This is a genomic window from Actinomycetospora sp. C-140, assembly GCF_054796175.1.
Map to the genome: position 1 here is coordinate 54,976 of NZ_JBTWNF010000021.1, position 23,442 is coordinate 78,417.

Sequence of the window (23,442 nt, forward strand, 5' to 3'; positions counted from 1 at the left end):
GTGAGCCGACGAGCCAAGATCGTGTGCACGCTGGGGCCTGCGACGTCCTCACCCGAGGCCATCCGTGACCTCGTCCGCGCCGGCATGGACGTCGCCCGGCTCAACTTCAGCCACGGCACCCACGCCGACCACGAACGGACCTACCTGCGCGTGCGCGAGGCGGCCGACGCCGAGGGCCGGGCGGTGGGCATCCTCGCCGACCTCCAGGGCCCGAAGATCCGCCTCGGGACCTTCGTCGACGGCCCCCAGATGTGGGCGGCGGGCGAGACCGTGCGCATCACCACCGAGGACGTCGCGGGTACCCACGACCGCGTCTCCACCACGTACTCGGGCCTCGCCGACGACTGCCGTCCCGGCGAGTCGTTGCTGGTGGACGACGGCAACGTCGCCCTCGAGGTCACCGCCGTCGAGGGCCGCGACGTCGTCGCCCGCGTGATCGAGGGCGGGCGGGTGTCCGACCACAAGGGCATCTCGCTGCCGAACACCGCCGTGTCGGTGCCCGCGATGAGCGACAAGGACGAGGCCGACCTGCGCTTCGCGCTCGGCCTGCGCGTCGACATGATCGCGCTGTCGTTCGTGCGGTCGCCGGCCGACGCCGAGCTCGTCCACAAGATCATGGACGAGTACGGCGCGCGGCTGCCGGTGATCGCCAAGCTCGAGAAGCCCGAGGCCGTCGACGCGCTCGAGGCGATCGTGCTCGCCTTCGACGCGATCATGGTCGCGCGCGGCGACCTGGGCGTGGAGCTCGCGCTCGAGGACGTGCCGCTGGTGCAGAAGCGCGCGGTGCAGATCGCGCGCGAGAACGCCAAGCCGGTGGTCGTCGCCACGCAGATGCTCGAGTCGATGATCCACAGCTTCCGCCCGACCCGCGCCGAGGCCTCCGACGTCGCCAACGCCGTGCTCGACGGCGCGGACGCGGTGATGCTCTCCGGCGAGACCAGCGTCGGCGACTACCCGATCGAGACGGTCCAGACGATGTCGCGCATCGTCGCCGCCGTGGAGGTCGGGCCGGCGTCGGTGCCGCCGATCCAGCACGTGCCGCGCACCCAGCGCGGCGTGGTCACCACGGCCGCGCGGGACATCGGCGAGCGCCTCAACGCGCGTGCGCTCGTCGCGTTCACCCGCACCGGCGACACCGTGCGGCGCCTGGCCCGCCTGCACACCCGGCTGCCGGTGCTCGCGTTCACCCCGGTGCCCGAGGTGCGCAGCCAGCTGGCGCTGAGCTGGGGCGTCGAGACCTTCCTCGTGCCGTGGGCCGACACCACCGACGCCATGATCCGCCAGGTCGACGCGTCGCTGCTCGAGATCGGCCGGTTCGGCGCCGGCGAGCTCGTCGTGATCGTCTCCGGGTCGCCGCCCGGCACCGTGGGCAAGACCAACCTGCTGCGGGTGCACAAGATCGGTGAGGACGCCCGATAGTTTCGCCGCCGATGACGACGACGGGACACCGCTTCGACGCCCTGACCGCCGAGCACATGCGGGCCGCCGGGAGCTGGAAGTGGTCGACGCCCGGGCAGTCCCACGGGCGGGGCCTGATCGGCGCGTTCGTCGCCGAGATGGACTACCCGGTGGCCGACGCCGTGGCCGAGGCGGTGCGGCGCTCGGCGGACGCGTCGCTGCTCGGCTACCTGCCCGACGCGTGGGTCGACGACATGGCCGCGGCCTGCTCGTCCTTCTGGGGCGATCGGTTCTCCTGGGCGCCCGACCCGGCGTGGGTGCGCCCGGTGCCCGACGTCCTCACCGCGTTCACCGCCACGGTCCGGCACTTCACCCGGCCCGGCAGCCCGATCGTGCTGCCGACCCCGGCGTACATGCCGTTCCTGACCGTGCCGGCCATGGTCGACCGCGAGCTCGTGCAGGTCCCGATGTCCCGCGACGGCGACCGCTTCGTGCTCGACCTCGAGGGCATCGACCGCGCCCTCGCCGCGGGTGCGGGGCTCCTCGTGCTGACCAACCCGCACAACCCCAGCGGGAGGGTGTTCGACGACGCCGAGTTCGCGGCGGTCACCGGGGTCGTCGAGCGGCACGGGGCGCGGGTGTTCGCCGACGAGATCCACGCGCCGCTGACGTTCGACGGGCACCGGCACCGCCCGTACGCGGCGTCCTCGGACGCGGCGGCCGCGCACACGGTGACGGCGACCTCGGCGTCCAAGGCGTGGAACACCCCGGGGCTCAAGTGCGGGCAGGTGGTGCTGTCGAACGCCGCCGACGCCGAGCACTGGACCGCGACCGGGTACCTCGCCGAGCACGGCACCGCCACGCCGGGCGTGCTCGCGACCACGGCGGCCTACCGGGACTCCCGCGACTGGCTCGACGACGTGCTGACCTACCTCGACGGCAACCGGGCGCTGCTGGCCGGCGCCGACCTGCCCGGCCTCGGCGTCACCGTCCCCGAGGGCACCTATCTCGCCTGGCTCGACGGCCGCGGGCTGGACCTCGACGAGCCGCCGTCGGCGTTCCTGGCGCGCGAGGCCGGCGTCGTCCTCACCGACGGCGCCGCCTGCGGGGAGGCCGGCCGCGGCGGCATGCGCCTCAACCTCGCCATGTCCCGCCCCGTCCTCGCCGAGGCCCTCGACCGCCTCCGCACCGCCCTACGTGAGCGAACTTCGGTGCTATAGGCCCAAAGTTCGCTCACATGGGGGCCGCCGGGTACGTGAGCAGTCGGCGCCCTCATGGGGGCGCCAACTGCTCACGTGGGCCAGGGGAGGGGCTCGTCGGGGAGGCCGGAGGCGAGCAGGGAGGCCAGGTGGTCGCCGCGGCGCTCGGAGAGCTGGTCGATCTGGGTGCGGCAGGAGAAGCCGTCGGCGATCACGGCGGTGCCGGGGGACGCCGCCCGCACCCGGGGCAGCAGCACGTGCTCGGCGCACGCGACCGACACCTCGTAGTGCCCCTGCTCGAAGCCGAAGTTGCCCGCCAGCCCGCAGCACCCGGAGTCGAGCACCTCGACCTCGGCGCCCGCTCGCCGCAGCACCGCGGTCTCGGCGCCGTAGCCCCCGGTCGCGTGCTGGTGGCAGTGCTGCTGGACGATCACGTCCCGGCCCTCCAGACCCGGCGGCGACCAGTCCGGGGCGCGCTCCGCGAGCAGTCGGCCCAGCGTCGTCGTCGCCGCGGCGATGGCGTCGGCGCGCGGACCGGGCAGCAGGTTCACCGCGTCGTCGGTGAGCACCGCCGTGCAGCTGGGCTCCAGCCCCACGATCGGCATGCCGGCGCGGACCGCGGGGGCGAGCGCGTCGAGCGTGCGCCCGAGCACCCGCGCGGCGACGTCGAGCTGGCCGGTGGTCACCCACGTCAGCCCGCAGCACAGCTCCCGCTCGGGCAGACGCACGCGGAAGCCCGCCGCCTCGAGGACGCGGACCGCGTCGGCCCCGGCGCGGGGGTGGAGGAACTCGGTGAACGTGTCCGGCCACAGCAGCACCTCGCCGCGCGTCCCCGCGCCACGGGGGCCGCGGGCGCGGTACCAGTGCGAGAACCGCGGCGTGGCGAACGCCGGGATGCCGCGGCGCTCGTCGATGCCGCCGAGGCGCTTGAGCAGGGGCGCCGCCCGCGACGACGTCACCCGGTTCACCAGCCGCGCGACCGGTGACGCGACCCGGGCGAGCGCGGGCAGCCAGCCCATCGACAGGTGCGAGCGGGGCCGCGTCCACGGCCGGCCCGCGTGGTGGTGGTGCAGGAACTCCGCCTTGTACGTCGCCATGTCGACGTTGACCGGGCAGTCGGACAGGCAGCCCTTGCACGCCAGGCAGAGGTCCAGGGCGTCGCGGACCTCGGTCGAGCGCCAGCCGTCGCGGATCGGCGAGTCGGCGTGGCCGCGCAGCATCTCCCAGAGCAGTCGCGACCGGCCCCGCGTGGAGTGGTGCTCCTCGCCGGTCGCTCGGTACGAGGGGCACATCACGTCCCCGTCGGAGCGCCGGCACCGCCCGACGCCGATGCAGCGCTCGACGGCGCGGGTGAAGCGGCCGTCGTCGGAGGGATAGGAGAACGCCGAGGCCGGGTCGTGGGGGGCGTAGTCGGCGCCGACGTGCAGGTGCTCGTCGAGGCGGTACGGGTGCACGACCTTGCCGGGGTTCATCCGGTTCCGCGGGTCGAACAGGGCCTTCACGGACTCGAACGCGCGCACCAGCTCCGGGCCGTACATCCGCTCCAGCAGCTCGCCGCGCGACTGGCCGTCGCCGTGCTCGCCGGAGAGCGACCCGCCGTACTTCACGCACAGGTCCGCGGAGCGCTCCATGAAGGTGCGGTAGACCGCGATACCCGCGGTGGAGCCGAGGTCGAACGGGATACGGGTGTGGATGCAGCCGTGCCCGAAGTGGCCGTAGATCGCGGTGCCCTCGCTGAACCCGTACTCGTCGAGCAGCGCCACCCACTCGGCCAGGTAGTCGGCGAGCCGGTCGGTGGGCAGCGCCGCGTCCTCCCAGCCCTCGTAGTTGTCGCGGCCGGTGAGCGGGTCGCGCGCCGAGACCGGCAGCGCGGACTCCCGGATCGCGAAGAGCTCGGCCTGCTGGGCGGGGTCGGTGACGGTGAGGATCGACGGCCCGTGCTCCCGCAGCGCGTCGGTCAGGGCCTGCGTGCGCTCGGTGACCCGCGCGGGCTCCTCGTCGCGGATCTGCACCATCAGCCAGCTGTGACCGGCGGGCATCGCCGCCATCGCGTCCTGGTGGAAGCCGCGGGCGCGCTCGAACTCGACGATGACGCGGTCGATGCACTCCAGGAAGTGCGGGGCGTGCGGCAGGATCGCCGGGACGCACCGCGCGGCCGCCACCACGTCGTCGAACCCGAGCACGACGAGCGCGGTGTGCCGGGCCTCGGTGACGAGGTCGAGCTCGGCGTGCAGCACCGTGACCAGCGTCGACTCGGTGCCGACCAGCGCCTTGGCGACGTCGAAGCCGTGGCCGTCGGCGTCCGGGCCGGGCAGCAGGTCGTCGAGGTTGTAGCCCGAGACCCGTCGCGGGATGTCGGGGAAGCGATCGGCGACGAGGGCGGCGTTGTCCTGCGCGATCGCCCGCAGACCGCGGTAGATCTCGGCACGGCGCCCGCCCGCGTCCTGGATCGCGTCGTACTCGGCGGCCGTCGTCGGGCCGACCCACATCCGCAGCCCGTCATGGGTGAGGATCTCCAGGCGGCGGACGTTGTCGGCGACCTTGCCGAACACCTGCGCGGTCGAGCCGCAGGAGTTGTTGCCGATCATGCCGCCGAGGGTGCAGCTGACGTGCGTCGCGGGCTTCGGCCCGTAGATCAGCCGGCCGGGCAGCGCCGCGTTGAGGTCGTCGAGCTTGATCCCGGGCTCGACGACGCAGGTGCGCTCCTGCTCGTCGACGGCGACGAGGCGCGTGCAGTACTTCGACCAGTCGATCACCACCGCGGCGTTGCAGCACTGCCCGGCGAGGCTCGTGCCGCCGCCACGGGACAGGACGGGGACGTCGTGCTCGCGGCAGACGGCCAGCGCCTCGACCCCGGCGTCGATCGAGCACGGGACGACGACGCCGATCGGGACCTGGCGGTAGTTCGAGGCGTCGACGGCGTACGTGGCGCGGGAGCCGGCGTCGAACCGGATCTCGCCGTCCACCCGGTCGGCCAACGCCCGCTCCAGGGCCTCCTCGGGGGCCGGCGCGCGAGTGCGGGGTGAGGGCAGGTCGACCGTGGCCACCGGACGACTCTGGGCGCCCCCGCGGGGCCGTGCAAGTTCTCGCCGATGTGAGCACTTTCCTGCGTCACGGGGTCGGGAACCGCTCACGTCAGGTGCGGGAGGATGGGGGAGTGACGGGGACCGACGACGCCGCGGTCGGCGCGCTGCTGGCGACGGTCGAGCGCGTCGCGGTGCTGGGGGTCAGCGACCGGTTCAACCGGCCCAGCTTCCGGCTCGCGGCCTACCTGCTCGACCGCACCGCGTGGACGGTCGACCTCGTCAACCCGCACGTCGTCGAGACACTCGGGCGGCTGTGCGCCCCGATGCTCGCCGACGTCCCGCCGCCCGACCTCGTCGTGGTCTGCCGGGCGCCGGACGCGTGGGACGCCGTGGTCGACGAGGTCGCCGGCGTCGGGGGCGGGGCCGTCTGGCTGCCGACGGGGGTGGCCGACGGGAACGTGACGGCCCGGACGATCGCCCGCGCCCACCGGGCGGGCATCGCGGCCGTCGCCGACCGGGACCTGCGGACCGACCACCGGAGGTGGTGTGCATGAGCGCGGTCGTCCGCGAGCCGGGCCGTGTGGTGGTCCAGGCCCCGCGCGCCGTGCCGGTGATGACCCTGGTGACGGGGCTGATCGTCCTGGCCGCCGGGCTGTGGCTGCTGGCCACCGGCGCGAGCGGCGGTGTCGTCGTCATGGGGATCGTGCTGGCGTTCTTCGGCGCGGTGAGCGCGGGCACCGGGGCCCGGCGCCTGGTGCGCGGCAAGCCCCTGCTGGTGGTCACGCCCGAGGGCGTCGACGACGGCGGGTCGGTCGTCGCCGCCGGGTTCCTGCCCTGGTCGGAGGTCGGGTCGGTCGACGTGCTGCCCGCGCGCGGCGGGGCGATGCTCGTGATCGGCGTCCGCGACCCGGAGGCCGTCCTCGCCCGCACCACGCCCGCGCGGGCGAAGGTGGGCCGCGCGCAGGCCGGGCGGCTCGGCAGCCCCGTGGTCCTGCCGCCGACGGTCCTGCCGGTGCCGGCGCAGGAGCTCGCCGACGACCTCGAGCGTCTGCGGCCGGACGCCGTGTGACACCGGCCGTGGGCCACGAACGGCGCCGGGCCGCGATGGTCGGCGAGCTGCGGCGGCGCGGCATCGACGACGAGCGGGTCCTCGCGGTGATGGCCGAGGTGCCGCGCCACCGGTTCGTCCCCGCACACCGGGCCCGCGACGCCTACGGGGCGGGCCCGCTACCGATCTCGTGCGGGCAGACGATCTCCGCGCCGGCGATGGTGGCCGCGATGGCGGCGGCGCTGGGGCTCACCGGCACCGAGCGCGTGCTCGAGGTCGGCGCGGGCAGCGGGTACGCCGCGGCGGTGCTGTCCCGGCTCGCCCGCGAGGTGGTGACGATCGAGTACCACCCCTCGCTCGCCGCCGGCGCCCGCGCCGCGCTCGCCGCGACGGGCTACGGGAACGTCGAGGTCCGCCACGGCGACGGCCGCGAGGGCGCCCCCGACCGCGCACCGTTCGACGCCGTCTCGGTGGCCGCCATGGCCGAGGGCGAGGTGCCCGCCGCGCTGCTCGAGCAGCTGACCGACGACGGCGTCCTCGTGTGCCCGGTCGGTCACGGCCGCCGCGGCGACCTCGTCCGGATGCGCCGCGACGGCCGCACCGAGCACCTCATGCCCGTCTCGTTCGTCCCGTTGCTCTGATCCGCGTCCGTGAGCGAACTTCGGGGCTATAGCCCCGAAGTTCGCTCACGTACGGACGAGGGCGAACGACTCCGCGGGAAGGGTCAGGGCGGTGGGGGCGGTGTCGACGCCGGCCGGGGCGTAGAGCACCTCCGACGCCGCCACCGGCAGCGTCGCCGGCGCCCCGCCCAGGTTCACCGCCAGGCGCAGCGTGCCGCGGTGCACCACGAGGGTGCGGGCGTCGGCGTCGTGGTCGACGCGCACCGGGTCGAGGTGCGGGTCGGTCAGCTCGGGCTGCGCGCGGCGCAGGGCGATCAGCGTCCGGTAGACCTCGAGCAACGCGGCGTGCGGCTCGCGCGACGGCTCGGACCAGTCCAGGCGCGACGCCTCGAAGGTCGCCAGGGCCGTCGGGTCGGGCACGTCGGCGGCGCCCCAGCCGTGCTCGGCGAACTCCTTCGTGCGCCCCTCGCGCACCGCGGCCTGCAGGTCCGGGTCGGAGAAGCCGACGAAGAACGCCCACGGCGTCCCGGCGCCCCACTCCTCGCCCATGAAGATCATCGGCGTGTAGGGCGAGCAGAACACCAGCGCCGCGCCGCACGCGAGCAGGCCCGGCGAGACCGTCGCGGACAGGCGGTCGCCCGCCGCGCGGTTGCCGACCTGGTCGTGGTCCTGCAGGTAGGCGAGGAACCGGTGCCCGGGCGTGCGCAGCAGGTCGACGGGCCGGCCGTGGGTGCGGCCGCGGAACGTCGACCAGGTGCCGGCGTGGTGGAAGGGGTGGTGCAGGACCTCGGCGAGCGCCGAGAACGCGCCGAAGTCGGCGTAGTACCCCTGCGTCTCGCCGGTGAGCGCGGAGTGCAGGGCGTGGTGGATGTCGTCGCACCACTGCGCGTCGAGCCCGTACCCGCCGGCCTCCCGCGAGGTGATGAGGCGCGGGTCGTTGAGGTCGGACTCGGCGATGAGCGTCAGCGGGCGGCGCAGGTGCGCCGACAGCGACGCGACGTGGTCGGCCATCTCCTCGAGCAGGTGTGTCGCCCGGGCGTCGCGCAGGGCGTGCACGGCGTCGAGGCGCAGGGCGTCGACGCCGTAGTCGCGCAGCCACATCGTGACGTTGTCGAGGATGTAGGCCCGCACGGTGTCCGAGCCCGGGCCGTCGAGGTTCAGCGACGGCCCCCAGACGTTCTCGCCGAGGAAGTAGGGCCCGAACCGGTCGAGGTAGGCGCCCGACGGGCCGAGGTGGTTGTAGACGACGTCGAGCACGACGCCGAGGCCCCGGGCGTGGCACGCGTCGACGAACCGGCGGAACGCCGCGGGACCGCCGTAGTTCTCGGTCACCGCATACCAGAGCACGCCGTCGTAGCCCCAGCCCCGCGTCCCGTCGAAGGCGTTGACCGGCAGGACCTCGACGAAGTCGACGCCGAGCTCGACGAGGTGGTCGAGCCGCTCCTCGGCGTCGGCGAACGTGCCGCCCGGGGTGAACGTGCCGACGTGCATCTCGTAGATCACCGAGCCCGGCAGGGCGCGCCCGGTCCAGGCGGCGTCGGCGGGGGAGGGCTCGACGTCGACGAGACGCGAGGCGGCGTGCACCCCGTGGGGCTGCCAGCGCGAGCGGGGGTCGGGCAGCGGGTCGCCGCCGTCGAGGGAGAACGCGTAGTCCGTGCCCGGACCGGCGTCCGGCACCGTCACGCGCCACCAGCCGTCCGGCCCGCCGGCCATCTCCTCGGTCCGGTCGTCCAGGACCAGGCCCACCGACGTGCTGTCGGGGGCCCACACCGCGAACTCGTGTGCCACGGGTCCGATCGTTCCCACCGGGCCGCCTGGGCATGCGCGCCACCTGCCCGCGATGATGAGACAGACACGTCGTGCAGGGGAGCGCCTATGGGGACGGGACGCCCGCCCGACGCCCTGTTCGCGGGCGGCGGGCGTGTCGGCGCGGACATGGCGGCGGTCGACTGGGCCGCGACCCCGCTCGGCGAGCCCGAGCAGTGGCCCACGCCCCTGCGGACGGTCGTGCAGATGCTGCTGACCTCGCGGTTCTCCATGTGGATGGCCTGGGGCCCCGAGCTCACCGTCTTCTACAACGACGCCTACTGGCGCGACACGCTGCAGTCGAAGCACCCCTGGGCGCTGGGCCGCCCGGCACGCGAGGTGTGGAGCGAGGTCTGGGACGCGGCCGGGCCCCGCATCGCGTCGGTGCTCGACACCGGCACCGCGACCTGGGACGAGGACCTCCTGCTGTTCCTCGAGCGCAGCGGCTACCCGGAGGAGACGTACCACACGTTCTCCTACAGCCCGCTCGCCGACGTCGACGGCACCGTGCGCGGCATGCTCTGCGTGGTCACGGAGAACACCGACCGCGTCATCGGCGACCGGCGGATGGCCACCCTGCGGGACCTCGCGACGGCGACGGGCAGCGCGCGCTCGCGGTCCGACGTGCTCGCCGCGGTGGAGCACACGCTCGCCGACAACGCCCGCGACGTGCCGTTCGGGCTGGTGTACCTGGTCGACGAGACCGGCGGGGAGTTCCGCCTCGCCGCGAGCGCCGGCGCCGTCCCCGGCAGCCCCGTCGCGCCCGAGGTCGTCGAGCCCCACGCCGGACCGTGGCCGCTGACGGACCTCCAGGTGGGCAAGCCGACGATCGTGGGCGACCTGCGTGCCCGCTGCGGCGGGGACCTGCCCCGCGGGGCCTGGGACCGGCCGCCCACCGAGGCGGTGCTCGTGCCGCTGGCGACGATCCCGGGGGCGGGTGACGACCAGGCTCGCGACGTCGCGGGCGCCCTCGTCGTCGGCCTGAACCCGCACCGGCGCCACGACGAGCGCACCGACAGCTTCCTGCAGCTCCTGGGCGGCCAGATCACGGCGGGCCTGGCCAACGCCGGGGGGTACGAGGCCGAGAGCCGCCGGGCGGAGGCGCTCGCGGAGCTCGACCGCGCGAAGACCGACTTCTTCTCCAACGTCAGCCACGAGTTCCGGACACCGCTCACCCTGATCATGGGTCCGGTCGAGGAGCTGCTGGGTGACGCCGACGTCGAGCCGGAACGCTGGCGCGCCGAGCTCGAGGTGGTCCACCGCAACGGTCGGCGCCTCGGCCGGCTCGTCACCAGCCTGCTCGACTTCTCCCGGCTCGAGGCGGGCCGCCGCGAGTCGCACCGGGTCCCGGTCGACCTCGGGCCGGCCACCGGCGAGCTGGCCGCCCTCTTCGAGTCCGCGATGGCGCGCGCCGGGCTGGACTACACCGTGGACACCCCGCCGCTGGGCCGCCCGGTGATGCTCGACCGCGACGCCTGGGAGAAGGTCGTCCTCAACCTGCTGTCGAACGCGCTGAAGTTCACGACGGCGGGCCGGGTCTCGGTGCGGGTGGAGGCCGGGCAGGACGCGGCGGGGGAGCCCGCGGCGGTGCTGCGGATCGCCGACACCGGCGTCGGGGTGCCCGCCGACCAGGTGCCGCGCCTGTTCGAGCGCTTCCACCGCGTGCCGAGCACGGGGGCGCGCTCGGGCGAGGGCAGCGGCATCGGGCTGGCCCTCGTGCGCGAGCTCGTCGCCCTGCACGCGGGGGAGGTCGGCGCGGAGAGCGCACCCGGCGTCGGGACGACGATGACCGTGAGCCTCCCCTTCGCGGCGGGCGCCGAGGTCCCGGCCCGGACCGGCGGCGGGGGCGACGAGCCGCCCGGCGGGGCGTCGGCGGACGCCGAGTCCTTCGTGTCCGAGGCGCTGGGCTGGCTGCCAGGTGACGCCCGGCCCGCCGACGAGCAGGCCGAGGAGACGGAGGAGACCGAGGAGACCGAGGAGACCGACGAGACCCAGGAGACCGCGCGGCCCGCCGCGGTCCGCGGCCGCGTGCTGGTGGCCGACGACAACGCCGACATGCGGTCCTACCTGCACCGTCTGCTCGTGCCGCGCCACGACGTGCGCCTCGTGGTCGACGGCGACGAGGCGCTGGACTCGGCGCTCGCCGACCCGCCCGACCTCGTCGTCTCCGACGTCATGATGCCGGGTCGCGACGGGCTCGCCCTGCTCGCCGCCCTGCGCGCCGACGAGCGCACCGCCCGGGTCCCGGTGCTGCTGCTCTCGGCCCGGGCGGGGGAGGACGCCGCCGTCGAGGGGCTCGCCGCCCAGGCCGACGACTACCTGGTCAAGCCCTTCGCCGCCCCCGAGCTGCTGGCCCGCGTCGACGCCCACCTGCAGCTCGGCCGCGCCCGCCGGCGCGCGGAGGCCCGGTTCACCGCGATGGCCGACCTGGCGCCGGCGATGATCTGGGCGGCCGGCCCGGACGGGCGCCGGACGTTCCACAACGCCGGGTGGCGGCGCTACACCGGCCGCAGTGACGAGGCGGAGCGCGGCGACGGCTGGCGGGTCTCGCTGCACCCCGACGACCGCGACCACCACCGCGAGGTCACCGCGGCGGCGATGGCCGGGGGCCGCGGCTGGGAGGTCGAGTACCGGCTGCGGCGGGCCGACGGCGAGTACCACCGCGTGGTGGAGCAGGCCGTCCCGCTCCCCGGCGAGTTCGGCACGACCGGCTGGGTCGGCACCGGGATCGACGTCAACGCGCGGGCCCTCGACGCCGAACGACAGCGGCTGCTCGCCCGGATCGGCGCCGAGCTCGACGGCGCGCCGGAGGTAGCCGCGCGTCTCGGGCGTCTCGCCGCGCTGCTCGCCGAGGTCCGCGTCGCCGCGCGGGTCGTGGCCCGGCCCGTCGACGAGGAGGGCCGTCCGGGCGAGGGGCAGGTGGCGGACCGGGCGGCCGGTGGTGCCCTCGCCACGGTGCCGGCCGACAGCGTCGGCGCCCCGGAGCAGGAGGCGCTGCACCGGCGCCGCGCGGTGACCACCGGCGGCGTCCTCGCGCTGCCGCTGACGGTGCGCGACCGGCCCGTGGCCGTGCTCTCGCTCGAGCGGGCGCCCGGGGACCCGGGCTGGACTACGGAGGACCGCGAGCTCGTCGCCGACGTCGCGGCCCGCGCCGCCCTGGCGCTGGACAACGCGTTGCTGCTGGCCGAGGAGCGGGCGGTCGCCGAGCGGCTGTCGCTGCTGCAGCGCGCCACCGGGGAGCTGTCGGCGGCGGCGACCCCCACCGAGGTGGCCGAGGTGACCGTCGAGCACCTCGGGGCGCTCTTCGGTGCCACCGCCTACGTCGCGGTGTTCGAGTACGACCGGCGAGCGGGCACGCTCACCCCGCTCGCGGCGCGCAACGTGGATCCCCCGGTGGTCGGCGAGCGGGAGCCGGTGACGATGGTGGGGACGGCGGTCCGCACCGGGGCGCCGCTCTGGCTGGTCGGCGGCGCGGGCGGCCCCGACGCCGGGACCCCGGAGCTGCGGGCCCTGATGCGCGAGATCGGGGTGCTCGGGTCGATGGCGCTGCCGCTGGTGGCCGCGGGGACGACGGTCGGGGCGGTCGGGGTCGGCCTGACCGACCGCGGCCGCGTCTCGCGCACCGAGCGGATCACGCTGGAGGCGCTCGCCGAGCCGTGCGCGATCGCCCTCGACCGGGCACGCCTCTTCCGCGGCGAGCACCAGATCGCCGACACGCTCCAGCGCAGCCTGCTGCCCCAGGCCCTGCCCGCGCTCGACCGTCTCGGGCTCGCCGTGCGCTACCTGCCCGGCGCGGTCGGCACGCAGGCCGGCGGCGACTGGTACGACGTCGTCGAGATCGACGAGCACCGCGTGGCCCTCGCCGTCGGCGACGTCGTCGGGCAGGGCACGGCCGCGGCGGCGGTCATGGGACAGCTGCGGACGGCGCTGTCGGGCTACCTGCTCGCGGGGCACGGCCCCGCCGAGGCCCTCGGCCTGCTGGACGGCCTGACCGCGCGCATCCCGGGCTCGCGCGCCTCGACGGCCATGTGCCTGACGCTCGACACGCACACCGGCGAGCTGCGCTGGGCCCGGGCCGGGCACCTGCCCGCGCTGCTCGTCGAGGCCGACGGCGGCCCGGTGCGCTACCTCGACGACCCCGCCGGGCACGGGCCGCTGCTCGGCCTGCCGCCCGGGCACCGCGACCACGGCGAGGCCGTCACGACGCTCGGCGCCGGCGCGGTGCTGCTGCTCTACACCGACGGCCTGGTCGAGCGCCGGGGCGAGTCGCTCGACGAGGGGTACGCGCGCCTCGCCGAGGCCGCCGAGCGGCAACGCGCGGCCGCTCCCGAACCCCTGGCCGGGGCGCTGCTGCGCGAGCTACACACCCGCGACGACGACGTCGCCCTCGTCGTCGCCCGGCTGTCCCCGCCGCCGCTGGAGCTGGACCTGCCCGCCCGGCCCGACTCGCTCGCCCTGCTGCGCCGGCGGGTCTCCCGGTGGGCGCGCGCCGCTGCCCTGCCGGAGATCGCCTACGAGGACCTGCAGCTCGCGCTCGGCGAGGCCGCCACCAACGCCGTCGAGCACGCGTACCGCGACACCGACGGGACCGGAGCGGTCGAGGTGCGCGTCGCCCGCGCGGCCGACGGCGCCGCCGAGGCGGTCGTGCGCGACCGCGGCACCTGGCGGCCGGTGCCGAGCGACCCGGGCTACCGCGGACGCGGCCTGACGATCGTCCGAAACCTCACCCGCGACACGAGCGTGACACCGCGTCCCGAGGGCGGCACCGAGGTGCGCTTCCGCGTGGTGCCCGCGGAGGACCCGACCAAGGACACAGAGCCGGCGACGGAGGGACCGGCGCCCGCGCCGGAGGCCCCCGCCGCGGGGACGCCGATGAGCGTGACCGTCACCGACGACGACGACCGGTGCCGGCTCGTGCTGCACGGGGACCTCGACCTCGCCGCGGTCGCCGCGCACCGGGACGAGGTGCTCGGCCCGCTCGGTGCCGTGGCGCACCTCGAGATCGACCTGCGCGGCGTCGGCTACCTGGCGAGCGCCGGGGTCGGTCTGGTCCTGGAGGCGCTCCAGGCGGTGCGGGGCCGGGGCGGCTCCGCCGACGTGCGCACCACGCCCGGCAGTGCACCGGCGCGGGTCCTCGAGGTCGCGCTGCCGACCGGCGGGCGGATGATCCCCTAGCTGGTCGGGCGCCGGCCCATCCCGGCCTCGCGGGCGCGCACGATCGCCTCGGCCCGGTCGGCGACGTGGAGCTTGGTGAAGATCGCCGACACGACGTTGCGGACGGTCTTGGGCGACAGGAAGAGCGCGGCGGCGATCTGCGGGTTGGCCCGGCCCGCGGCGACGAGGTCGAGCACCTCGCGCTCGCGGGAGGTCAGCTCGGGGAAGACGTCGACCCCGCCGCGGCGCGGGGCGAGGAACTCGGTGACGCGCCGGGCCAGCGCGGGCCCGAAGATCGCGTCGCCCTCGGCCACGGCGGTCACCGCGCGGACGATCTCGTCCTTCGTGGCGCCCTTGAGCAGGTAGCCCCGGGCGCCGGCGCGCAGGGCGGCGAAGACGGTCTCGTCCTCCTCGCTCATCGTCAGCACGACCACCCCGGTGCCGGGGTCGGCGTCGACGATGCGCCGGGTCGCGGTGATCCCGTCGAGCACCGGCATCTGGACGTCCATGACGACGACGTCGGGCCGCAGGGAGCCCACGGTCTCCACCGCCGCGGCACCGTCGGTGGCCGTGCCGACCACCTCGAGCCCGTCGACCGTCGCCAGCAGCCCGGCCAGCCCGTCGAGGTAGACCGGGTGGTCGTCGGCCAGCACGACCCGGATCGGGGTGGTCACGGGGGCTCCAGGGGGAGGTCGGCGGTGACGACGGTGCCGCCGTCGGGCGGGCACGCGACGGCGGCGCGCCCGCCCAGCTCGGCGGCGCGCTCGCGCAGCGACAGGGTGCCCACCCCGGCCACGACGTCGGCGGGGATCCCGCGCCCGTCGTCGGTCACGGTGACGACGAGGCGGGCCGGGTCGTGCTCAAGGGTGACCGACGCACGGGTCGCCGCGGCGTGGCGGACGACGTTGGTCATCGCCTCGGAGGCGATCCGGAACGCGGCGACCTCGACGGCCGCGGGCAGCTCGCCGGGCTCGCCGCCGACGGTGATCTCCAGCCCGTCGCCGGACAGGCGCCGGGCCTGGGCCCGCAGCGCGCCGGCGAGGCCGAGCTCGTCGAGGGCGGGCGGGCGCAGGTCGTGCACGAGGCGGCGCACGTCGGCGAGCAGCGCGCCGACGTCGGAGACCGCCTGCGCGAGGGCGGCGTCGGCCCGCTGCGGGTCGCGGTCGGCGAGCCCGCGGGCGGTCTCGATCCGCAGTGTCACCGCGCCGAGGCCGGGCCCGAGGCTGTCGTGCAGGTCGCGGCGCAGGCGTCGCCGCTCCTCCTCCCGGGCGGTGACGAGGTCGGCGCGGGTCTGCTGCAGCGACGCCGAGAGCGCCCCGGCGCGGGCGGCCCCGGCCGCCTGCCGCAGGAGGTCGCCGAGCAGGCGCTGCTCGGACTCGGAGAGCCGGCGCCCCTCGGCCACGGCGACCCGCCCGATCGTCTCGTCGCGGTAGCGGATCGGGAGGTCGACGGTGGGCCGGTCGGTGTGCCCGTGCTCGACGACCGCCCGCGCCCCGTCGGCGCGGTCGATCTCGACGCGGACGTAGGGCAGGCGGAACGCCTCGGCCACCGAGCGCGCCAGCGCGGCGAGCTGGTCGCCGGGCGCCGCCGCGCTCTCGAGGGCGCCGGCGAGCGTGGCGACGGCGGCGTACGGGTCGTCGCGGGACCCGCGGGTGAGACGGCGCGCCGCGCGCCAGAGCCGCCCGCGCAGCGGGGTGTAGAGCACGGCCACCACGGCCACGGCCACCAGCGCCGAGTCGCGCCCGCCGAACGCGGCGCCGGCGACGAGCAGCACGAGCCCGTCGACGAGGAGCACGAGCAGGCCGAGCGCGACGGCGACGATCGTGGTCGGCAGCAGCCGGTCGACGTCCCAGAGGCGCTCGCGGACGACGGCGACCACGATCGCCGCGCACGTCACCGTGATCGCGACCAGCAGCGCGACCGACGGCCACGGCTCCGGGAGCAGGAGCGCGAACCCGATGACCAGGACGTCGACGATCCCTGCCCACACCAGCCACCGCAGCTGCAGCCGGGCCCGGCCGCCCGCCCGGCGGTAGCGCACGGCGACCACCACGAACGGCACCACCATGCCGAGCGGGAGCAGGGCGAACGCGAGGTCGAGCACCGCGGGCCAGATCGGCAGCGGGATCGAGTGGGGGTCGAGGTCGAGCGCCGCGACCCGCGGGGTGAACGGCACCCCGCTGCGCGCCTCGACCACCGTCGAGGGCACGACGAGCAGGGTCAGCGGCAGCAGCGCCGTGCCGGCGAGGCTCGCCAGCGCGACAGGGCGCCCGATCCGGCCCCGGGGCAGGCGCCCGTCGGGGAAGAGCATCAGCACCAGGGGCAGCACGAGCAGCAGGAACGCCCCGTACCGCGCGCTGACCGCGTAGGCGAGCGAGGTGCCGGGCGCGCCCGGCGTCTCGTACAGGCCCTCGACGATCCACTGCGCGGCCAGCCCCGAGACGAGCCAGCCCAGCCCCGCCACCGTGAGGACGACGCCGACGGGACGCCCGCGCCGGTCCGCCCCGCGCAGGACCAGCAGGCCCGCGGCGAGCAGGACGGGACCGGCCAGGACCTCGACGATGCCGCCGCCCTCGTCCGGGCCGACGACCACGTCGCGGTGGCGCACCGCCAGCACGACGATCGCCGCCGCCACGGCCAGCCCGAGGAGCGCGATCAGCGCGAGGGCGGCGTCGCGGCGCCGGCCGGGGGAGTCGGGCGCGTCGGGTGTGGGGGCGTCGGGTCCGGGGTTCTCGGCCGGGGGCGCGGCGGGGCGCGCGCTGTCCTCGGCTACGGGTCGCACACGGTGATCGTCCCAGGTCGGGGCCCGGGTTGTCCCGCTCGCGCGGTCCCGTCGAGGTCCCGTCCCGTGTCCCGGATCCCCGGGACATCGCCGGGACGCGGGACGGGGCGCGCGGCCCTGCCCACCCGGGACGGCGGCGCCGCAGGGTTCTCGCCATGCCGCCGACCGAGCACCCCGCCCGTCACCACCGCACGCGCCGCCCGATCGGCACCCGCCCCGTCACCGACCACTTCACCCGGGAGCCCGCCATGACGACCGTCCGCACCACCCCCGCCCGCGTCCGCACCGACGCCGCCGCGCCGACCGCCCCGGTCGCGACCGCCCCCGTCCCCGCCGGCTCGGGCTCGGGGACCCTGCGCGCCCTCGGCGCCGGCCTGGCCGTCGGCGCCGCGGTCTACGGGGTCACCTTCATGCTCTTCGGCACCGCGGAGAGCGGGACCGGCGCTTTCCTCATCGACGCCACCGGCATCGCGTTCCAGCTCGGGGTGTTCTGCCTGCTCGCCGCGATGTGGCGCACGGGCGCCACCGGCACCACGCGCCTCGCCCGCGCCATGATCGTCGTGGAGTCGGTGGTCCTCGGGATCGCGACGGTCCAGTCGTTCACCACGCTGCCGTCGCTGGGCGGTGAGTGGGGCACCGTCGCCACGGTGCTCGACCCCTTCTGGCCGCTGTCGATGCTCGGCATGGCGGTGCTCGGCATCAAGGTGGCCGTCGCCGGCCGCTGGCGGGGCGCGCTGCGGGCGTGGCCCGTGGTCGCCGAGACCTGGGTCCTCGTCGCGGTGCCGTCCATGATGATCTTCGGCCAGGCCGTGGGCTCGGTCGTCGCCGGCGTGCACTTCCTCGTCGGCTACACCGTCCTCGGCGTCCTGCTGGCCGTGCGCCCGGAGCTGACGCGCCGCTGACCCCGCCGATCCGGGCGGAGGGTCCCCTCGAGCGAGGGGGCCCTCCGCTCACGTCACGTTCCGGCTCGTGCGGACGCGGGCACTCGACGGGCATGGAGTACCGCACACTCGGACGGTCGGGGCTGAAGGTCTCGACGATGACGATGGGCACGATGACCTTCGGCGGCAAGGGCGGGTTCGCCTCCCTCGGCGACACCGACGTCGAGGGCGCGACCCGGCAGATCGACCTCTGTGTCGACCACGGCGTGAACCTCGTCGACACCGCGGACATGTACTCCGCCGGCGCGTCGGAGGAGATCGTCGGGCAGGCGACGAAGAACCACCGCGACGACCTGCTGCTCGCCACCAAGTGCCGCTTCCCGATGAGCGACGACCCCAACGACGCCGGCGCGTCGCGGCAGCACATCGTGCGCAGCGTCGAGGACAGCCTGCGCCGGCTGGACGCCCAGCACATCGACCTCTACCAGCTGCACGGCTGGGACGGCGTCACGCCGCTGGAGGAGACGCTCGAGGCCCTCGACACGCTGGTCAGCAAGGGCAAGATCCGCTACATCGGCTGCTCGAACTACTCGGCCTGGCACATCATGAAGGCGCTCGGGGTCGCCGAGCGCGAGTCCTACCAGCCCTTCGTCTCCCAGCAGATCCACTACACGCTGCAGGCGCGCGAGGCCGAGAACGAGCTGGTGCCGGTCTCGATCGACCAGGGCCTCGGCATCCTCGTCTGGAGCCCGATCGCGGGTGGCCTGCTCTCGGGCAAGTTCCGCCGCGGCCAGGACGACCCGGCGACCTCGCGGCACCTCGGCGAGTGGTCCGAGCCGCCGGTGCACGACCGGGAGCGTCTCTACGACATCATCGAGGTCGCCGCGGAGATCGGCGACGCCCACGGCGTCTCGGTCGCGCAGGTCGCGAACGCGTGGCTGCTGCGCAAGCCGGGGGTCACCTCGCTGGTGATCGGTGCCCGCACCGAGGAGCAGCTGACCGACAACCTCGCCGCGGCCGAGCTCGCGCTCACCGACGACGAGGTCCGCCGCCTCGACGAGGTCAGCGCGACGCCGCTGCTCTACCCCTACTGGCACCAGCAGAACACGATCACCGACCGGCTCTCGCCCGCCGACGCGACGCTGCTGGGCTGACGCGCCCGGGACGGTGCTCCCGGCCGACCCGGGAGCACCGACCCTGGTCCCTCCGCGGCCGGAAGCCGCACACTGCGGCACACCAGTCGCCGACCGGGGGGTCCTCATGTCCGCACCATCGCTGCACCACGTCACGTCACCCGACGGCACGCCCATCGCGCTCGAACAGGTCACCGAGGGGCCGCGCCCGATGGTCACCGTGCCGGGCGGTACGAACGGGCGCCGCATCTGGGCGGAGGCCGCCGCCGCGCTGGACGGCCGGTACGCGGTCTGGCTCGCCGACCGGCGCGGCAAGGGCGACTCCGGGGACACGGAGCCCTACTCCTTCGAGCGGGAGTACGAGGACCTCCACGCCCTCGCCCGGTGGTTCGACGGCGAGGCCGTCTTCGCCGCGCACTCGTCCGGCGCGCTGTGCCTCCTCGGCGCGGCCACGCTCGACCTCCCGGCGGCGTCCCTCGTCGTGTACGAGCCCCCGTGGCCCCTGCCGGGCCGCCCGGACGACACGCCGATCCTCGACGCGATGGACGCCCGCCTGGCCGCCGGCGACGCCGAGGGTGCCGTGGAGATCGGGCTGACGCAGCTGGTGGGGATGCCGGCGCAGGCCGTGGAGGGCATGAAGCGGGCGCCGTCCTGGGCAGAGCGGCTGGTCAACGTCCGGGCCTGGCCGCGCGAAGGGCGCGAGCTGCTGCGCATGCCGCTCGGCACGGACGTCCTGCGCGGCGTCGGACTGCGCACCCTCATGCTGCTCGGCGAGGAGAGCCCCGGGCACCTGCGGGCCTCGACGGAGGCGGTCGCGGCGACGCTGACCGACGCCGAGGTCGTCGAGCTGCCGGGGCAGGGGCACGCCGCGCTCCAGACCGCGCCGGCGATGGTCGGCGAGGTCCTCGCGCGCCACCTCCCGTGACGGCTACTGGCTGGTATCGCTCGCCAGGCGAGCGGTACCAGCCAGTAACCGCTCCCGGCGGCCGGGCGGCGTGTCACGCCGACCCCTGACCCGGGTCACACTCCGCGATCGTCCATCCTGGAGCGGACGGAGGGAGACGCCGGTGCCCAGCCGCCGCAGCGCGAAGGCCGCCCAGCACGAGCAGAACAAGCGCACGATCGTCGAGCTGACCGCGTGGATCACCGTCGGCGCCGCGGTGCTGGTGGTGGCGCTGCACGCGGGGATCTCCGAGACGTCGACCGCCGCCGACGTCCCGCGGGTCAGCACGGCCGAGTACCGCTGAGCGCCGGCCGTCGATGATCGAGCTCTGGAACGTCTCGCGGGCGCTCGGCCTCGTCGCCCTCCTGCTCATGGGCGTGGTCCTCGCCCTCGGCGCGCTGCACAACACCTCGCTGAGCCGGCTCGCCGGGCAGGCCCTGCCGCGCTTCGTGCTCGTGGCCCTGCACCGCAACCTCGCGCTGATCACCGTGGTGTTCGTCGCGCTCCACGTCGTCACCGTGCTGATCTCGCCGTACCTGCCGCTGCGGTGGTTCGACGTCCTCGTGCCCGGCACCGCGCTCTACAACCCGGTCCCCGCCGCGCTCGGCGCCGTGGCGCTCGACCTGCTGCTCGCGGTGGTGATCTCCTCGAGCCTGCGGCGGTACCTGTCCAAGCGCGCCTGGCTCGTCGTGCACTGGACGTCGTACGTGTGCTTCCCGGTGGCGATCGCGCACGCCGTCGCCAACGCCTCGTTCCGCGGCGGCACGTGGTGGACGCTGCTGGTCCCCGTGCTCGCGCTCGGTCTCGTCGTGTGGGCGCTGCTCTACCGGCGCACCGCCCGCCGCCGCGCCGCGCTCCCGCTCGCCGAGCGCGGCCGCACGGATCCGGCCGAGGCGCAGCGCGCCGCGGACCACGCCACCGGCTCCCAGCCGGTCGTCCGGGTCGAGGAGCCCGGCCCAGGAGCCGTTCCGCAGCCCGCCCCGGACCCCACCCCGGACCCCCCGGCACCCCGGCCCGCGGTCCGGGAGATGCGCGTCGTCCCGCGCCCGGCGTCCCCGGGACGTCACGCGGCCCGGGAGGACCCGGAACCCGGGCCGGACCCCGACGCCCGCACCGAGGCCCTCGGCGGTCCCGAAGCGCCGACCGTCGCCCTGCCGCCCCGACCCCGACAACGCTGACCCCGACCCGACCGCCCGGGAAGGACACCGCATGAGAATCCGCCTGACCAGCCTGTTCGTCGACGACCAGCGCGCCGCGCTGGCCTTCTACACCGACGTCCTGGGCTTCACGAAGCGCCACGACATCCCCCTCGGCGACGACTCCTGGCTGACCGTCGCGTCGCCGGAGGACCCCGACGGCCCCGAGCTGCTCCTCGAGCCCGCCGGCCACCCGGCGGTCAAGCCCTACCGGGACGCGCTCGTGGCCGACGGCATCCCGCAGGCCCAGTTCGCCGTCGACGACGTCGCCGCCGAGTACGAGCGCCTGACCGGGCTGGGCGTCACGTTCACCCAGCCGCCGACCGACATCGGCCCGGCCGTCGTCGCCGTCCTCGACGACACCCAGGGCAACCTCGTCCAGCTGCTCAGCGAGAAGAGCTGACCCGCATCCGCTCGAGCGCGGCGATCAGCGTCGCGGCGTCGTAGGGCCCGATGTGGCGCTGCGGCACCTCGTCGCCGACGCCGAGGTAGAACGTCGGCGTCCCGGGCAGGTCGCTGCTGCGGGCGTCGATCTCGTCGTCGGTGACGCGGTTCGCGGCGTCGCCGTCGCGCAGGTCGTCCTCGATGCGGTCGAGGTCCAGGCCGAGGTCGGCGCAGTAGCCCAGGAGGTCGTCGCGCTCGAGGGCGTCGGCGTGCGCGAAGAACGTGTCGTGGACCTCCCAGAACCGGCCCTGCTCCGCGGCCGCCTCGGCGACCTCGGCGGCCAGCCGGGCGTGCGGATGGGTGTCGGAGAGCGGGAAGTGGCGGAACACGTAGCGCATCCCGTCGCCGAAGTGCTCGCGGACCTGGCGGATGTTGCCGGTGGCCTTGCCGCAGAACGGGCACTCGAAGTCGCCGTACTCGACGATCGTCAGGGGCGCGTCGACCGGCCCGCGGACGTGGTCGCGGCGCGGGTCCACCGCGCGGAGCAGGTCGTGGGAGGGCTCCTCGGGCAGCGAGGACCGGCCGGCCCGGAACACCGCGGCGCCGAGCGCCAGCGCGACCACGGAGGCGAGCAGGACCCCGACGCGGGCCTCGTCGGCGAGCAGCGGGTCGGGCAGCGCCAGGTCGACGATGAACAGCGAGATCGTGAAGCCGATGCCGGAGAGCGCCGCGCCGCCCGCGACCTGCGGCATCGTCAGCCCGGGGGCGAGGCTGCCGGGACGCAGCCGCACCAGGACCGCCGTCGCACCGGTGATCCCCACGAACTTGCCGACGACGAGGCCGAGCACGATGCCCCAGGTCAGCGGTGAGGTCGCGGCTGCGCGCAGGACCTCGCCGGTCAGGGGGACGCCCGCGTTGGCCAGGGCGAACACCGGCACGATGATGAACGCGGTGTACGGCTGCCAGAGCCGCATGAGGCGCTCGTTGACCGACACCGCCCGCTCGAGCCCCAGCCGGGCGCTGCGCGCGTACTCCGGGTTGGGCGACTGGCGGAACGCGCGGGCCAGCGCCGCCGCCCGTTCCACCTCGTGGCGCTTGGGCGGGTAGACGGGCAGCAGCAGGGCGATCAGCACCCCGGCCAGCGTCGCGTGCACCCCGGACTCGTAGAACGCCACCCAGGTCACCAGCGAGACGACGAGGTACCCGCCACCGCGCCACACCCGCAGCCGGCGCAGCTGCCAGATGAGCAGGAGCCCGCCGACCCCCACGATCAGCGGGACGACGTGCACCTCCTCGGTGTAGACGAGGGCGATGATCGCCAGCGCGCCCACGTCGTCGGCGACGGCGAGCGTCAGCAGGAAGATCCGCAGACGCTCGGCGCGCCCCGGCCCGACCACCGCGAGCGCGCCGAGCAGGAACGCCGTGTCCGTCGAGATCACCACGCCCCAGGCCGCCGCCGCCTCGCCCGACGGGTTGAGCAGCAGGAACAGCACCGCGGGCAGGGCGAGCCCGGCCAGCGCGGCCGCGAGCGGGACCGCGGCCTTCGACCGGTCCCGCAGCTCGCCCAGCGCGAACTCGCGCTTGACCTCCAGCCCGATGACGAAGAAGAACAGCGCCATGAGCCCGTCGTTGACCCAGTGCTGGAGGTCGAGGTCGATCGACGCCCCGCCGACCGAGATCCCGAGCGGCGTGTGCCAGAACGCGTCGTAGGTCCACGCCCACGGCGAGTTCGCCCAGACCAGCGCGAGGACCGTCGCGCCGAGCACGAACACCGCGGCGAGCGACTCGCTCGCGTCACCCTTGCGGGCCGCCGCGATCCGCTCGAGGACGCCGTGCCAAGGGGGACGGCTGTCCGTCACGTCGGCCATGCCT

General features: G+C 75.5%; 17 protein-coding genes. 12 read left to right on the plus strand and 5 right to left on the minus strand.

The window, feature by feature from the left end:
- Together pyk and ACR9E3_RS27545 are read left to right on the plus strand one after the other, a co-directional pair.
- Complete coding sequence (gene pyk / locus ACR9E3_RS27540) at positions 1–1,419, plus strand: pyruvate kinase (protein WP_460384004.1); 1,419 nt, start codon at positions 1–3, stop codon at positions 1,417–1,419.
- Positions 1,420–1,430: 11 nt separating this feature from the next.
- Positions 1,431–2,618: a MalY/PatB family protein gene (locus ACR9E3_RS27545; RefSeq protein WP_460384005.1), complete on the plus strand. Its 1,188-nt coding sequence runs from the start codon at positions 1,431–1,433 to the stop codon at positions 2,616–2,618.
- A gap of 71 nt (positions 2,619–2,689) precedes the next feature.
- Here ACR9E3_RS27545 and ACR9E3_RS27550 read toward each other — a convergent pair whose 3' ends face one another.
- Positions 2,690–5,644, minus strand: a complete 2,955-nt coding sequence (locus ACR9E3_RS27550; protein ID WP_460384006.1) for an FAD-binding and (Fe-S)-binding domain-containing protein — start codon at positions 5,642–5,644, stop codon at positions 2,690–2,692.
- Between the two features lie 110 nt (positions 5,645–5,754).
- Between ACR9E3_RS27550 and ACR9E3_RS27555 the strand changes: the two genes are divergently transcribed.
- Genes ACR9E3_RS27555 through ACR9E3_RS27565 form a run of 3 tightly spaced genes read left to right on the plus strand, consistent with a single transcriptional unit; the run spans position 5,755 to position 7,312 of the window.
- Positions 5,755–6,177: a CoA-binding protein gene (locus tag ACR9E3_RS27555; RefSeq protein ID WP_460384007.1), complete on the plus strand. Its 423-nt coding sequence runs from the start codon at positions 5,755–5,757 to the stop codon at positions 6,175–6,177.
- The gene (locus ACR9E3_RS27560) at positions 6,174–6,692 is read left to right on the plus strand and encodes an STM3941 family protein (protein ID WP_460384008.1); all 519 of its coding nucleotides are present in this window, start codon (positions 6,174–6,176) and stop codon (positions 6,690–6,692) included. Before ACR9E3_RS27555 ends, ACR9E3_RS27560 begins: the two co-directional genes overlap by 4 nt.
- Positions 6,689–7,312, plus strand: coding sequence for a protein-L-isoaspartate(D-aspartate) O-methyltransferase (locus ACR9E3_RS27565; protein WP_460384009.1), 624 nt, complete (start codon positions 6,689–6,691; stop codon positions 7,310–7,312). Before ACR9E3_RS27560 ends, ACR9E3_RS27565 begins: the two co-directional genes overlap by 4 nt.
- A 45-nt stretch (positions 7,313–7,357) precedes the next feature.
- Here ACR9E3_RS27565 and treZ read toward each other — a convergent pair whose 3' ends face one another.
- Positions 7,358–9,079: a malto-oligosyltrehalose trehalohydrolase gene (treZ, locus tag ACR9E3_RS27570; protein ID WP_460384010.1), complete on the minus strand. Its 1,722-nt coding sequence runs from the start codon at positions 9,077–9,079 to the stop codon at positions 7,358–7,360.
- A gap of 87 nt (positions 9,080–9,166) precedes the next feature.
- On the opposite strand from treZ, the gene ACR9E3_RS27575 reads away from it, so the two are divergent.
- A complete protein-coding gene (locus ACR9E3_RS27575) occupies positions 9,167–14,272 on the plus strand; it encodes a SpoIIE family protein phosphatase (RefSeq protein ID WP_460384012.1) in 5,106 nt (1,701 codons plus the stop codon).
- Here ACR9E3_RS27575 and ACR9E3_RS27580 read toward each other — a convergent pair.
- Both ACR9E3_RS27580 and ACR9E3_RS27585 read right to left on the minus strand, forming a co-directional pair.
- Positions 14,269–14,925, minus strand: a complete 657-nt coding sequence (locus ACR9E3_RS27580; protein ID WP_460384014.1) for a response regulator transcription factor — start codon at positions 14,923–14,925, stop codon at positions 14,269–14,271. The genes ACR9E3_RS27575 and ACR9E3_RS27580 overlap by 4 nt on opposite strands.
- Positions 14,922–17,033 (minus strand): sensor histidine kinase, encoded by a 2,112-nt coding sequence (locus tag ACR9E3_RS27585; protein ID WP_460384016.1) that lies wholly within the window; start codon positions 17,031–17,033, stop codon positions 14,922–14,924. Before ACR9E3_RS27585 ends, ACR9E3_RS27580 begins: the two co-directional genes overlap by 4 nt.
- 155 nt (positions 17,034–17,188) lie before the next feature.
- Between ACR9E3_RS27585 and ACR9E3_RS27590 the strand changes: the two genes are divergently transcribed.
- The 6 genes from ACR9E3_RS27590 to ACR9E3_RS27615 all read left to right on the plus strand — a co-directional run bounded on the left by ACR9E3_RS27590 (position 17,189) and on the right by ACR9E3_RS27615 (position 21,589).
- A complete protein-coding gene (locus ACR9E3_RS27590) occupies positions 17,189–17,935 on the plus strand; it encodes a hypothetical protein (RefSeq protein ID WP_460384018.1) in 747 nt (248 codons plus the stop codon).
- A 92-nt stretch (positions 17,936–18,027) separates the two neighbouring features.
- Positions 18,028–19,068: an aldo/keto reductase gene (locus tag ACR9E3_RS27595; RefSeq protein ID WP_460384019.1), complete on the plus strand. Its 1,041-nt coding sequence runs from the start codon at positions 18,028–18,030 to the stop codon at positions 19,066–19,068.
- 106 nt (positions 19,069–19,174) lie between these two features.
- Positions 19,175–19,972, plus strand: coding sequence for an alpha/beta fold hydrolase (locus ACR9E3_RS27600; protein ID WP_460384021.1), 798 nt, complete (start codon positions 19,175–19,177; stop codon positions 19,970–19,972).
- Positions 19,973–20,114: 142 nt separating this feature from the next.
- On the plus strand, positions 20,115–20,294 hold the full coding sequence (locus ACR9E3_RS27605; protein ID WP_460384022.1) for a hypothetical protein: 180 nt from the start codon (positions 20,115–20,117) through the stop codon (positions 20,292–20,294).
- Positions 20,295–20,307: 13 nt separating this feature from the next.
- On the plus strand, positions 20,308–21,168 hold the full coding sequence (locus tag ACR9E3_RS27610; protein ID WP_460384023.1) for a ferric reductase-like transmembrane domain-containing protein: 861 nt from the start codon (positions 20,308–20,310) through the stop codon (positions 21,166–21,168).
- Between the two features lie 31 nt (positions 21,169–21,199).
- Positions 21,200–21,589: a VOC family protein gene (locus ACR9E3_RS27615; protein ID WP_460384024.1), complete on the plus strand. Its 390-nt coding sequence runs from the start codon at positions 21,200–21,202 to the stop codon at positions 21,587–21,589.
- Here ACR9E3_RS27615 and nhaA read toward each other — a convergent pair.
- Positions 21,573–23,438, minus strand: coding sequence for a Na+/H+ antiporter NhaA (gene nhaA / locus ACR9E3_RS27620; protein WP_460384025.1), 1,866 nt, complete (start codon positions 23,436–23,438; stop codon positions 21,573–21,575). The genes ACR9E3_RS27615 and nhaA overlap by 17 nt on opposite strands.
- Between the last annotated feature and the right edge of the window lie 4 nt (positions 23,439–23,442).